Source organism: Collinsella sp. TM09-10AT (genome assembly GCF_003436275.1).
Lineage (GTDB): Bacteria > Actinomycetota > Coriobacteriia > Coriobacteriales > Coriobacteriaceae > Collinsella.
Genome location: NZ_QSOP01000001.1, coordinates 82,414 through 95,769 on the forward strand (window position 1 = coordinate 82,414; position 13,356 = coordinate 95,769).

Genomic DNA, 13,356 nt, shown 5'->3' on the forward strand with positions numbered 1-13,356 from the left:
AACCGACCAAAAAGGGACAGGTTTATTTTGGCAGGTTTTAGACGAGGCGCTTCGACGTCTTGTCACGAGCTGCCATAATGGACCTGTCCCTTTTGCGTGCGCGCCGGTATTTATTTGCCCGATGACGATCGCGGGGGACCAGCTTTTTATTGAACATGTCGAAAGGCTTTTCATGAGCGACTGCGAATCCATGTCTGCCGAGGTGCGCGGCCGCCTGCGTTCCATTCCCGCCGTTCACGAGCTGCTTGCCGAGTGGCCGGTCATGAAGGCTGCTGGCGATGCAGGCGACACGATGGTACGCGAGGCGATTGACGCCGAGCTCGATGCCGAGCGCGCGGCGATTCGCTCCGGCGCCCCTGCAAGGAACAAGCGCGAGCTCGCCTTGGCAATTGAGCAGCGGACCCATCGCCTGTCGCTGCCGACCCTGCGCCCTGCCGTCAACGCGACGGGCGTTGTGATTCACACCAATCTGGGCCGCGCTCCGCTCGCTCCCGCGGCGGTGCAGGCGGTGACCGATGTCGCCCGAGGCTACAGCACGCTTGAGTATGACGTCTCAACCTGCGCTCGCGGGGGCCGCAAAGAGCATGCCGCGCGTCTGCTGCGCACGCTCACGGGGGCGCAGGACGCCTTAGTTGTCAACAACAATGCCGCCGCGGTGCTGTTGGTGCTTGCCGCGCATGCCTTCGGCAAAGAGGTCATCGTGAGCCGCGGCGAGCTTGTCGAGGTGGGCGGCAGCTTCCGCATCCCCGACATCATGGCGGCTTCGGGTGCCAAGCTTGTCGAGGTTGGCTCTACCAACCGCACACATCTGGATGATTATCGAAACGCCATCACGCCCAACACGGCGATGATCCTCAAAGTCCATCCTTCCAACTACCGTATCGAGGGCTTCCACGAGGAGGTTTCCGTGGCGGAGCTTTCTGCGCTGGCGCATGAACATGGCCTGTTGCTTTACGAGGACCAAGGCTCAGGCGCTTTGCTTGCAGATGGGGTACTCGCCGATGCGGGGGAGAGGCCCGCGTCCGTGTCTCTTGGCGCCGGCGTTGACGTCGTCTCGTGCTCGGGCGACAAACTGCTCGGTGCTTCGCAGGCGGGCATCATCCTTGGCAACGCCCAGGCAATTGCCGCCTGCGCCTCTCATCCGCTTATGCGCGCGCTTCGCCCCGGTAAGCTCACGCTCGCGGCGCTCGAGGCCACTTTGCGACTGTATGTGACCGGTCCCGATGCGGCGCATCGGGAGATCCCGGTACTCAACATGCTTTCCGGCGCGCCGGCTCCGCTCGAGCGCCAGGCCAAGCGCCTGCACGACCGCATGCTGCGCAAGCTTCGCGAGGCTCAGTGCGAGGAGGCCGTGGAGCTGCAGGTTGTCGAGGGCGCCTCTGCCCCGGGCGGCGGGTCGCTGCCGACCGTCGAGCTCCCAACTTTTTGCGTTGCCGTTTGCCCCGTCGATGGGCGCCTATCCGCCGATGGCCTAAAGCGCGCCTTGGTTCAGGAGCCCGATACGCCGGTTGTGACGCGCGTGCGCCACGACCAGGTGCTGTTTGACGTTCGCACGCTTTTGCGCGACACCGACCTTGACCTGTGTGCGTCCGCGTTGGTGGATGCCGTGCGGGCAGGTTTGCGTCGATGACTACGCGTGAGCTTGTCGAATGTCCCGTTGTCGTTGGAACAGCAGGACACGTCGACCACGGAAAGTCGGCTCTTATCGAGGCGCTGACCGGCAAAAATCCCGACCGTCTGGAGGTCGAACGGCGCCGAGGCATGACCACGGAGCTCGGCTTTGGCGAGCTCGAGCTTCCCAGCGGCAAGCTTGTCGGCTTGGTCGACGTGCCCGGGCATGTGCACTATCTGCGCGCGATGGTACAGGGTGCCACCGGCGTGGGCGTTGCGTTGCTGGTGGTTTCTGCCGTTGAGGGCGTGATGCCGCAGACGCGAGAGCACGTGTACGTGTTGGAGCTGTTGGGCGTGAGGCACCTCGTGGTGGCGCTCACGATGCGCGATCTGGCCGATGACGAGACGGCGGAGCTCGCCGAGCTCGACGTGATGGACTTCCTCAGCGATACCGTCTTTGCCGATGCGCCCGTGGTGCCTGTTTCCTCGCGCACGGGCGTGGGCATCGAGGACGTTCGCCTTGCCCTCGATGCCGCCATCGACTCTTTCCTGGCCGATGCCGCATCCCGCCCGGTGCGCCCCGGTCTGGCCCCGCGCCTGCCCATCGACCGCTGCTTCAGCATCAAGGGATCCGGGACGGTCGTCACGGGCACGCTTCACGATGCCCCCGTAGCGGTGGGCGACGAGCTCGTCTCATGTCCCGCGGGCGTGCGCTGCCGCGTGCGCGCGATTCAGGTGCATGGTGATACTCCTCGGGCGTTGCCCGGACAGCGCGCGGCGCTCAACATCGTGGGCGACGGTGCGGGCGACCTTCCGCGTGGCGAGGTCCTCTGCGGGTCTGGTGCTGAGGGCTCGACGCTCAGGCTCATCGCCCGCTTCACGTATCTGGGGCGCGAGGGCACCAAGCCCGCGCCCTTCGAGTCCGGTACGCGCGTTCATGTGATGGCGGGTACGGCGGAGGTCCTTGGCCGTATCATGCTCATGGAGGGTGAGGGACCCATTGAGGTTGGCGAGACCCGCATCGTGCAGGTCCGTCTGGAGGAGCGCCTTCCCGTGCGATCGGGCGACGGCCTCATTGTGCTCGCGTTCTCGCCGGTGGTGCTTATCGGCGGCGGTCGTGTTCTTCTTTCGCGGTGTCGCCGCTCGCGCGTCCTCTCCGCGGGCGAGTGTGCGCTGCTCGGGGCCCTGGATGCCGACGACCGCGCCGCCGCCGTTGCCGCATGGTTGGGGCTGCAGCGCCTGCCCGTGCCTGCCGCGGCCGCAGCCCGTGCTCTCGATCTTTCGGGTGCCGAGGCGGCTGCGCTCCTGCACGGGGCGGTTTCCTCGGGTGACGCCGTGGCGCTTCGTGCCGAGCGCTTGACCGAGGAGCTCTATGCCGCCCCCGCTGTGCTCGATGCCGCCCTCGCCACGCTCTCCGTCACGCTGGCCGCCATGCACGGGGCCGCGCCCAAGCAGACGGGTTTCACGCCGGGCGAGGTCGCGCATGCCGCCTGGCCGACAGCGGGCGAAGACGTCGCGTCCGCGCTCGTTCTCGAGGGCTGTGCGCGCGGCGTGTGCACCGTCGACGGTGCCGAGGTGTTCGACCCGCACTCTGCCGCTGCGGCGATACGTGTGGTGCGCGAGGCGAGCCAGCGCATCGTGGCCGCCCTCGACGAGGCGGGTCTCGGTGCGGCGACGCTGCCCGAGGTGGGTGAGCGTCTGCAGCTCGATCGCGACACCATGACGCGTGCCCTGCGCGAGCTTTCGCTCAACCGCGCGATCGTTAAGATCGAACGCGACGTTGCCCTGTCCGCCGCCGCCGAGGCCCATGCACGTGAGGTCGTCGCCGCGGCTATCGAGGCCGACGGCGGCGCTGCCACGACGAGCGTGCTGCGCGAGGCCCTAGGCGTGTCACGCAAGCGCGCCATTAGCATCCTGGAACACCTGGATGCGATGCGTTTTACGACGCTCGACAAAGAGGCCGGCGGCCTCAGATCCCTGCGCTAGGGCTCCGAATCGCCGCTCGCCACAAAACCGGCCTATCTACTACGTTTAAGTGACTACCCTCGACCATTTCAAAAACCGCAAAAACAAAACCGCAGGTAGATGACTTGCCGATGTTACGAAAAAGTGGGTATGGCTAACCCTTGCTGGTTAAACGTAGTAGATGGGCCGTTTTCGTGGCGCGACACTGCGCGTTTGGTAAAATACCGCCACGCTTGGGAACGGATGGGCTCCGGTGGGCCCCGCGGTCCTCAAAACCGTTGCGAGGCGTGCAAAACGTCTTGGATGTGTTCGATTCACATACGTTCCCGCCAACGTATCTCGCCAAAACCACCACAAAGGTGCCTGTCCCCTTTGTGGTGGTTTTGAAACGTGCGGGAAACAGCTTCGAAACACGCAACTTGCACGTCAGGCGCTCAAAAACGCATCTACCTGCATCGTAATCAAAATGAAACATCCGCCCGCGGTCTTATTCGTAACTTTGCGGCAACAGTGCGATATTATCCATACTCGATAAAGCTCGCGGCGCATAGGGTGCCGCGACCGACACTTTTCTTTCCCATCATTGGAGGAAGCATGAGCTACACGCAGAAAGTTCTCGACGAGCTCAAGGCCCGCTATCCCGAGCAGCCTGAGTTCATCCAGGCCGCGACCGAGATCCTCGGCACCATCCAGCCGGCGCTCGACGCCCACCCCGAGTACGAGGAGGCCGCCCTGCTTGAGCGCCTCGTCGAGCCCGAGCGCATCGTCATGTTCCGTGTTCCCTGGGTCGACGACCAGGGCAAGGTTCAGGTCAACCGCGGTTACCGCGTCGAGTTCAACTCTGCCATTGGACCCTACAAGGGCGGCCTGCGCTTTAATCCGACGGTCACCCTGGGCATGCTTAAGTTCCTGGGCCTGGAGCAGATCCTCAAGAACAGCCTGACCACCCTTCCCATGGGCGGCGGCAAGGGCGGCTCCGACTTTGACCCCAAGGGCAAGTCCAACAACGAGATCATGCACTTCTGCCAGTCCTTCATGACCGAGCTCTATCGCCACATTGGCCCCAACACCGACGTTCCCGCCGGCGACCTTGGCGTTGGCGGCCGCGAGGTTGCCTACATGTTCGGTCAGTACAAGCGCCTGACCAACGAGTGGACCGGCGTCCTCACTGGCAAGGGCCTCTCCTTTGGCGGCTCGCTCGCCCGTACCGAGGCCACCGGCTACGGCCTGGTCTACTTTGTGGACGAGTACCTCAAGAGCCGCGGCGACTCCTTCGAGGGCAAGAACGTCGTCGTTCACGGTTCCGGCAACGTTGCTATCTATGCCGTCCAGAAGGTCGCGCAGCTCGGCGGCAAGGTGCTGGCCTGCTCCGACACCCACGGCTGGGTCGAGGATCCCGACGGCATCGACTACTCCGTGCTCGAGCACGTCTACAACCAGAAGCGCTCCGGCCACGACAAGGGCGTCACGCTCGCCATGTACGTTGACGAGAAGCCCGGTGCCGTGTGGCACGAGGGCGACGGCCGCGGCGTGTGGCAGCTGCCCTGCGACATCGCCCTGCCCTGCGCCCGCGAGAACACGCTGCTGCTCGAGGACGCCCAGGCGCTCGTCGCCAACGGCTGCAAGGTGGTCGGCGAGGGCGCGAACATGCCCACGACCATCGAGGCCACGACCTACTTCCAAGAGAACGGCGTCGCCTTTATGCCCGGTAAGGCTGCCAACGCCGGCGGCGTGCTCGTGTCCGGCCTGGAGATGAGCCAGAACGCCGAGCACCTGTCCTGGACCTTCGAGGAGGTCGACGGCAAGCTCGAGCAGCTCATGCGCGGCATGTTCCACAACGTGGACGACACCGCCAAGGAGTACGGCCAGGAAGGCAACTTTGTCATGGGCGCCAACATCGCCGGCTTCCTGAAGGTCGCCGACGCCATGCTCGCTCAGGGCGTCTGCTAAATTTTCGCTCGACATAGCATCGCAGAAGGCTCCCAGTCATCTTGGCTGGGAGCCTTTTCTATCCCGGAGGACTCCTCATAACTTGCGGTGGAATACGGATTGTTTTGCGTTCCAGAACGGCTAATCAGTCCGTATATCACCGCAAGTTATGGATGGGTGGGTGGATTTTGTCCTAAATCGGTGTGCGGCCCCTCGTTTGGTACACTTAAAAGTACTGGACAAGTGAAGAGATGGGGGAGAACGTGCTCAAGTTCGGTACCTACGTCCGTGTTGGAAACGCGGCCGAAGCCTATGAGCTCTTGCAGAAGAACCGCAACAACAAGATTGTGGGCGGCGGCATCTGGATGCGCCTGGGTTCGCGTCGCGTGGCGACGGCGATTGACCTTTCGGCCTGCGGACTCGATCAGATCGAGGAGACCGAGACCGAGTTTCGCATCGGTGCCATGTGCACCCTGCGCCAGCTCGAGCGCCATGCCGAGCTCAACGCGCTTGTCAACAATGTCTTCGAGTTCGCCGTTCACGATATCGTGGGCGTGCAGCTGCGCAATACCGCCACGGTGGGCGGCAGCATCTATGGCCGCTTTGGCTTCTCGGACGTTCTCTCCGCCTTCCTCGCGCTCGACTCTTACGTTGAGCTGACGGGTGCCGGCCGTGTGCCGCTCGCCGAGTTCGTGGACATGGGCTATGTGCGCGACGTGATCGAGCACGTCGTGGTCGTCAAGCACGATTACCGCGCGAGCTACGAGGCCGTGCGCAAGGCTGCGACCGACTTCCCCTCGCTCAACGTCACCGTCGCCTGGTGGGACAACACCTGGCACGTCACCGTGGGCGCCCGCCCGCTGCGCGCGACCTTGCTGCAGGGCGAGGCATGTGGCCTCACCAGCGAGCAGCCTTCCGAGGACGAGCTGCGCGCCCTGGCCGTGTCCGTACGCGCGTTGAGCTATGGCACCAACCTGTGGGGCTCGGCCGACTACCGCCGCCGCGTCTCGGCCCCGCTTGCCGTGCAGGCCGTTCGCCGCGCCGCTGGCATCGAGCTTTCGGCCGCGCTTGCCCGCGAGCTCGAGACCGTGCAGATCCCCAAGTTCGCCACGGACGAGTATTCCTGCCGCCGCGTGCCCGGCGTCGATTCTAGCGAGGTGCGCTAATGGCTGCCAAACTCATCGATCTTTCCTTTACGCTCAACGGCCGCAAGGTCAAGGTTCAGATTGCCCCTGACACCATGCTCTTTTCGCTTTTGCGTGAGCAGGGTTGCGCGTCGGTGCGCTGCGCCTGCGAAACCACCAACTGCGGTCTGTGCACGGTGTGGCTCGACGGCGACCCGGTGCTGAGCTGCTCGGTTCCCGCCGCGCGCGTCGAGGGCCATACCATCACCACGCTCGAGGGTCTCAAGGCTGAGTCCGAGGCGCTCGCCCGCGCGATGGCTGCCGAAGGCGCCGAGCAGTGCGGTTTTTGCGCCCCCGGCCTTATCATGAACGTGCTGGCGCTTGCCCGCGCCGCCAAGGAGGACCCGAGCCTCGTCGCCACGCGCGAGGAACTGTCGCGCCAGCTCGCCGGCAACCTGTGCCGCTGCAGCGGCTACGAGAGCCAGCTGCGCGCCATTGTCCGCTTCCTCAACGAGTCCGGCGTGCAGGTGGGCTTTGAGATGCCCGAGCTGCCGGTCAACGACACCAGCTGCGACGGTGTTTCGTACAAGCAGATTACCCATAAGCAGCCTAAGAAGGACTCGAAGGCGCTGCTCGAGGGCCGTCCCGTCTACACGGGCGATATGGTGCCCGCCGGCGCCCTGATCGTCAAACTCAAGCGCAGCCCCTATGCCCGCGCCAAGATCTGCTCCATCGACACGTCTCGCGCCCTGAAGGTGCCGGGCGTCGTGGGCGTCTACACCTATGAGGACGTGCCCAAGCGCCGCTTTACCATCGCCGGTCAGAGCTATCCGCAGCCGAGTCCCTACGACCGCTTGATCCTCGAGAACCTCGTCCGTTACCAAAACGAAGAGGTGGCGATCGTCGCCGCCGAGACCGAGGAGGCCGCAGACAAGGCGCTCAAGCTCATCAAGGTCGACTACGAGGTGCTCGAGCCCCTGCTCGACTTTACCCAGGCGCTCGATAACGACATCGTGGTCCACCCCGAGGGCGACGTGACCTTTATGTTCCCGCAGGGCGGCGACGTCCTGCGCAACTTGGTATGCAGCGGCACGAGCGACTTTGGTGACTTGGATGAGGCCTTCGCCCAGAGCGATATCGTCTTTGAGCGCACCTACACCAGCCAGGCCACGCAGACCGCGCCCATGGAGACCTTCCGCGCCTTCGCGACGACCGACGCGTTTGGGCGCATCTCGGTGACCACCTCTACGCAGGTGCCCTTCCACGTGCGCCGCATGGTCGCTCAGTCGCTCGATATTCCGCAGTCGCAGGTGCAGGTCATTAAGCCGCGCATCGGCGGCGGCTTTGGCTCCAAGCAGACGGGCTGCTGCGAGATCTTCGTGGCATTCGTTACCCAGCAGACCGGCCGTCCGAGCTACTGCTGCTACACCCGTGAGGAGACAATCACCGCGGGCAACTCGCGCCACCAGATGCAGATGACCGTCAAGTTGGGCGCCATGAACGACGGCACCATCACGGCCATCGACCTGCACACGCTGTCCAACGCCGGTGCGTATGGCGAGCACGCCACCACGACGATCGGCCTCTCGGGCCACAAGAGCCTGCCTATCTACAACCATGTGAAGGCGAGCCGCTTTAGCTGGGACGCCGTCTACACCAACACCAACCGCGGCGGCGCGTATCGCGGCTACGGTGCCACCCAGGGCCAGTTTGCCGTGGAGAGCGCCGTCAACGAGCTCGCCGACATGCTGCACATGGACCCCGCCGACCTGCGCCTTAAGAACATCGTGCGCGAGGGCGAGATCATGCCGCAGTACTACAACGAGAAGCTCAACGCCTGCGCGCTCGACCGCTGCCTGCTGCGCGCGATGGACATGATCGGCTGGCGCGACAAGCCGCTGGCCGTCGATCTGGGCGACCGCGTGCGCGCCCTGGGCTGCGCGCTCACCATGCAGGGCTCGGGCATTTCCAACGTGGACATCGCCGGCATCGACATGCGCCTGGAAGAGGACGGCTTTATTACCATCGGCACCGGCGCCACCGATAACGGCATGGGCGTCGACACGATCCTGGCGCAGATTGCCGCCGAGGAGCTGGGCGTGGAGAGCTCGCTGATCGTGGTGCGCGGCGTGGACACCGACGTGTCGCCGTTCGACGCCGGCTCGTACGCGAGCTCCGGTACCTACGTGACGGGCCTTGCCGCCAAGAACGCCGCGACCGAGCTGCGCGAGAAGATTTGCGCCAAGGCCGCTCAGATGTGGGACGTTGACGCCGCCGACGTGGTCTTCGACGGCCAGTACGTGCGCCTGTCCGACGAGCGTGCCGCTCGTGAGCAGAACCGCTACCTCACGCTGCGCGAATTTGCCAACCTATGCGTCAAGAACATCGCGGGCGGCGACGCGCTCACCTCGCATGCTTCTGCCTGCCTGCCCGTTTCGCCTCCGCCGTTTATGGCCGGCATTGCCGAGGTCGAGGTCGACAAGGCCACCGGCAAGGTGACCGTGGTGGACTATGCGGCGGCCGTCGACTGCGGCACCGTGATCAACGAGGCGCTCGCGCGTGTCCAGGCCGAGGGCGGCATTGCCCAGGGTATCGGTCATGCGCTCTACGAGATCGTCGAGCACGACGACCGTGGCCGCCTGCGCACCGGCAACTTTATGAGCTACAAGCTGCCCACGCGCCTGGATATCGGCAGCATTCGCGTGGCCTTTGAGCCGAGCTACGAGCCGACGGGTCCGTTTGGCGCCAAGTCGATCGGCGAGGTCGTCATCAACACGCCGCTCGCCGCCGTGGCCTCGGCCGTCGCACACGCCACCGGCCACCAGGTGCGCTCGCTGCCCATCACACCGGAGAAGGCTCTGCTGGGGGAGTAGCGGGTCGGCGAACAAATCGTAGTTGGCGGGACGGGACAACTCGCCCCGCCTTTTGCACTCGTGGTGAGGTCGTGAGCCTGTAAAAGGTGTGGGTGCGCTTGCCGCTCGTATCTGCTATCATTCCTAGTCTGTGCGCTCATGCGGGCGTGGCGGAATTGGTAGACGCGCCAGATTTAGGTTCTGGTGGGATTCCCGTGAAGGTTCGAGTCCTTTCGCCCGCACCATCGCACCTGCGTCGGCCCTGGCCGTCGCGACACTTTGTTGCATAAAGGTACCAGCACCTCAGATAAGCTGGGCAGTATGAGGAGGAACGTGTTGAACATCACCGCTTCTGACGTCAAGGACGCCAAGCTCACCGCTACGGTCACCATCCCGGCCGCCGACGTCGACGCCGCGATCAAGAAGGCCTACAAGGACACCGCCAAGAAGTACCGCTTCCCGGGCTTCCGTGCCGGCAAGGCTCCCCGTCCGGTCATCGATTCCGCTCTTGGCGCCGAGGCTACCCTCGCTCAGGCCACCAACGACCTGATCGCCGCCAACGAGCCCGCCGTCCTCAACGAGCTGGACATCGTCCCCACCAAGAACGGTGACTACAAGGAGCTCGACCTCGCCAAGGATCACGAGGACTACACCTACACCGTCGAGTTCTCCCTGCGTCCTGCTGCCGAGCTCTCTTCCTTCGACGCCGTCGAGATCGAGATGCCCCCTGCGGAGGTCACCGAGTCCGAGATCAACAACCAGGTCGAGATGCTCCTCAGCTACCGTGCCACCTTCGAGGACGTCGAGGGTCGCGCCGTCGAGGCTGACGACTATGTGACCGTCGACCTCAAGGCCGTCGAGAACGCCGACAACTTTGCCGCCGAGGGTCGCATGCTCATCGCCGGTAGCGACAGCAACCCCAAGGAGTTCAACGAGGCCCTGATCGGCGCTAACGTTGACGACGTCAAGACCGTCACCTGGACCGACGAGGTCGAGGAGGGCGAGGAGGCCGAGACCCACACCGTCGAGGTCACCGTCAAGGGCATCAAGGTCCGCAATACCCCCGAGCTCACCGACGAGCTCGTTAAGTCCGACTTTGGCTTCGACAGCATCGACGCCATGCGCGACGCCATCAAGATCGAGATCGAGCAGGACAAGGCTTCCCGCCTCCCTGCCGAGAAGGAGAACCGTTGCGTCTCCGCTCTCGCTGAGCGCCTGCAGCTCGACGAGATGGATGCCGACTACGAGCAGTCCGTCTTTGAGGAGCTTGGCCAGAACTTCCTGTCCAACCTCGCTGCCCGCGGCATGACCCTGGACACCTGGCTGCCCGCTTCCGGTCTGACCATGGAGCAGTTCATCGGCGACCTGCACAAGCAGGCCAACGACGTTGCCCGTGAGTCCCTGGCGCTCGACGCCCTCGCCCGTGAGCTCAAGATTGAGGTCACCGAGGACGACATCAACGCCGAGTTCGAGAAGGCCGGCGTCAAGGACGTCGAGGCTTCCAAGGCCGAGTTCATCGCCGATGGCCGCATGCCTGCCGTCCGTGATTCCATCCGTCGCTCCAAGGCCGTCGACCACCTGGTCGAGAACGCCAAGGTGACCGAGGTCGACGAGACCGCCAAGGACGCCGAGTAATTCTCGCCACCTTGCCCGCGAGCGCATGCGTGCGCCTGTGATGGGGTAAAGTTATAAGCCGGTTATCCGGTTGCTTCGTACGGTGCCAGCCAATGCATAGCATGCGGGCACCGTACGTTTATCTAGAACCAATTTGGTCCGCAAGAGAGAAATGGAGATGCGTATGATCGCTAAGTTCGATTCCGCCCTCGTGCCATACGTTATCGAGCAGACGCCGCGCGGCGAGCGCAGCTACGATATCTATTCGCGCCTGCTCAACGATCGCATCATCTTCTTGGGCGAGGAGATCAACTCCGTCAGCGCCAACCTGGTCGTTGCCCAGCTACTGCATCTTGAGAGCCAGGATGCCGAGAAGGATATCTCGCTCTACATCAATTCGCCCGGCGGCGAGGTTTACTCCGGCCTGGCGATTCTTGACACCATGAACTTTATCAAGCCGCAGGTCTCCACCATTTGCGTGGGTATGGCCGCGTCCATGGCCGCCGTGCTGCTTTCGGCTGGCGCCAAGGGCAAGCGCTTCTGCCTGCCGCACTCCAAGGTTATGATTCACCAGCCCAGCGGCGGTGCCCAGGGTCAGCAGACCGAGATCGAGATCGTTGCCGAGGAGATCAAGAAGACCCGTCGCGAGCTCAACCAGATCCTGTCCGATGCCTCGGGCCAGCCCATCGAGAAGGTCCAGGCAGATACCGAGCGTGACAATTACCTGACCGCCGCCGAGGCCCTCGACTACGGCCTGATCGACCGCATCGTCACCTCGCGCGACTTGGCCGCGAAGGACGCCTAGGATGGCCGGTAACATGCAGGACAACTTTGACGAGAACGGCAACCCCATTCGCTGCTCCTTCTGCGGAAAAGAACAGGGCCAGGTCCGACGCCTCGTAAAGGGCCCGACCAACATCTTTATCTGTGACGAGTGCGTCGCCGCCTGCTCCGAGATTCTGGAGGAGTCGCTGGCTTCGGACTTTATGGACGCTGCCCGCAACGGCAAGCTGCCGGGCTTCCTCAATGATCACGGCCAGGCTGCCGGGCAGCCCGCCATGGATCCCGAGGCCGAGGGCTTTGAGCTCGAGGACGACCGCCAGGTCATCACGCACGTGCCGACGCCGCACGAGATCTATGACGAGCTTTCGGCCTATGTCATGGGCCAAGAGGACGCCAAGCGCGCCATGTCGGTTGCCGTGTACAACCACTATCGCCGCGTGATTGAGGGCGGCGCCGCGGTGTCTGCCTTTGACGAGGCATCGGGCATGGGCTCGCAGTTCGATGACGATATGGACGAGGTAGAGCTCGCCAAGTCCAACATCCTGCTGCTCGGTCCCACCGGTACCGGCAAGACCCTGCTCGCCCAGACGCTCGCGCGCATCCTCGAGGTGCCGTTTGCCATCGCCGATGCTACCGCGCTTACCGAGGCTGGCTATGTGGGCGAGGACGTGGAGAACATCCTGCTCAAGCTCATCAACGCTGCCGATGGCGATATCGAGCGCGCGCAGGTGGGCATCATCTACGTTGACGAGATTGATAAGATCGCCCGCAAGGCAGAGAACCTCTCCATCACTCGCGACGTCTCGGGCGAGGGCGTTCAGCAGGCGCTGCTTAAGATTCTTGAGGGCACGGTGGCCAGCGTTCCGCCCACCGGCGGCCGTAAGCATCCCCAGCAGGAGCTCCTGCAGATCGACACGACCAACATCCTGTTCATCTGCGGCGGTGCCTTTGTGGGCCTGGATAAGATCATCGCCGATCGCGTGGGCAACAAGGGCGTGGGCTTTAACTCCGAGATCGCCGGCCCCACCTCGGTCGACGAGAACGACCTGCTGCGTCAGGTGCTCCCGCAGGACCTCAACGCCTTTGGCATGATCCCGGAGTTTGTGGGACGTACGCCCGTTGTCACCCAGACGCAGGCGCTCGACGAGGACGACCTGGTGTCGATTCTGACCGAGCCCAAGAACGCCGTGGTGCGCCAGTACCGCAAGATGTTCCAGCTTGAGGATGTCGATCTTGAATTTGAGGACGCGGCCCTGCACGAGATCGCCCGCATGGCGCTCGCCCGCAAGACCGGCGCCCGCGGCCTGCGTTCCATCTGCGAGGACGTGCTTCAGCAGACGATGTTCGACCTCCCCAGCGAGGAGGGCGTTTCCAAGGTCATCGTGACCGAAGCCTCCGTAAAGGGCGAAGAACAGCCCCAGCGCATCTATGGGTAAATAGCGCCCGTTTAGGTCCCGCGGCAACCACCGCGGGACCTG

At 64.0% G+C, this 13,356-nt stretch carries 8 protein-coding genes and 2 tRNA genes; all 10 read left to right on the plus strand.

Annotated features, from left to right (window positions below; genetic code table 11):
- Positions 1-172 precede the first annotated feature (172 nt).
- The 10 genes from selA (at position 173) to clpX (ending at position 13,314) form a co-directional block, all read left to right on the plus strand.
- On the plus strand, positions 173-1,630 hold the full coding sequence (selA, locus tag DXD77_RS00385; RefSeq protein WP_158549052.1) for an L-seryl-tRNA(Sec) selenium transferase: 1,458 nt from the start codon (positions 173-175) through the stop codon (positions 1,628-1,630).
- Positions 1,627-3,597, plus strand: a complete 1,971-nt coding sequence (selB, locus tag DXD77_RS00390; RefSeq protein ID WP_117647285.1) for a selenocysteine-specific translation elongation factor — start codon at positions 1,627-1,629, stop codon at positions 3,595-3,597. Before selA ends, selB begins: the two co-directional genes overlap by 4 nt.
- 214 nt (positions 3,598-3,811) lie before the next feature.
- Positions 3,812-3,908 (plus strand) — tRNA-Sec (locus DXD77_RS10320).
- A gap of 262 nt (positions 3,909-4,170) precedes the next feature.
- Complete coding sequence (gene gdhA / locus DXD77_RS00395) at positions 4,171-5,526, plus strand: NADP-specific glutamate dehydrogenase (protein ID WP_117646557.1); 1,356 nt, start codon at positions 4,171-4,173, stop codon at positions 5,524-5,526.
- A gap of 242 nt (positions 5,527-5,768) precedes the next feature.
- Positions 5,769-6,671, plus strand: a complete 903-nt coding sequence (locus DXD77_RS00400; RefSeq protein ID WP_199408974.1) for a xanthine dehydrogenase family protein subunit M — start codon at positions 5,769-5,771, stop codon at positions 6,669-6,671.
- Positions 6,671-9,502 carry a molybdopterin cofactor-binding domain-containing protein gene (locus DXD77_RS00405; protein WP_117647288.1) on the plus strand — a complete coding sequence of 944 codons (2,832 nt, stop codon included), beginning with the start codon at positions 6,671-6,673 and terminating at the stop codon, positions 9,500-9,502. The genes DXD77_RS00400 and DXD77_RS00405 overlap by 1 nt, the downstream gene beginning before the upstream one ends.
- Before the next feature lie 140 nt (positions 9,503-9,642).
- A tRNA-Leu gene (locus DXD77_RS00410) sits at positions 9,643-9,726 on the plus strand.
- A gap of 88 nt (positions 9,727-9,814) precedes the next feature.
- The gene (tig, locus tag DXD77_RS00415; protein WP_233506667.1) at positions 9,815-11,116 is read left to right on the plus strand and encodes a trigger factor; all 1,302 of its coding nucleotides are present in this window, start codon (positions 9,815-9,817) and stop codon (positions 11,114-11,116) included.
- A 163-nt stretch (positions 11,117-11,279) separates the two neighbouring features.
- On the plus strand, positions 11,280-11,900 hold the full coding sequence (locus DXD77_RS00420; protein WP_022095182.1) for an ATP-dependent Clp protease proteolytic subunit: 621 nt from the start codon (positions 11,280-11,282) through the stop codon (positions 11,898-11,900).
- A gap of 1 nt (position 11,901) precedes the next feature.
- The gene (gene clpX / locus DXD77_RS00425) at positions 11,902-13,314 is read left to right on the plus strand and encodes an ATP-dependent Clp protease ATP-binding subunit ClpX (protein ID WP_117564586.1); all 1,413 of its coding nucleotides are present in this window, start codon (positions 11,902-11,904) and stop codon (positions 13,312-13,314) included.
- Positions 13,315-13,356: the final 42 nt, after the last annotated feature.

What these genes read in the sequence shown, in the direction of transcription:
- selA (WP_158549052.1), top strand. Translation starts at nt 173, where the DNA reads ATGAGCGACTGCGAATCCATGTCTGCCGAGGTGCGCGGCCGCCTGCGT.
- selB (WP_117647285.1), top strand. Translation starts at nt 1,627, where the DNA reads ATGACTACGCGTGAGCTTGTCGAATGTCCCGTTGTCGTTGGAACAGCA.
- gdhA (WP_117646557.1), top strand. Translation starts at nt 4,171, where the DNA reads ATGAGCTACACGCAGAAAGTTCTCGACGAGCTCAAGGCCCGCTATCCC.
- DXD77_RS00405 (WP_117647288.1), top strand. Translation starts at nt 6,671, where the DNA reads ATGGCTGCCAAACTCATCGATCTTTCCTTTACGCTCAACGGCCGCAAG.
- DXD77_RS00420 (WP_022095182.1), top strand. Translation starts at nt 11,280, where the DNA reads ATGATCGCTAAGTTCGATTCCGCCCTCGTGCCATACGTTATCGAGCAG.
- clpX (WP_117564586.1), top strand. Translation starts at nt 11,902, where the DNA reads ATGGCCGGTAACATGCAGGACAACTTTGACGAGAACGGCAACCCCATT.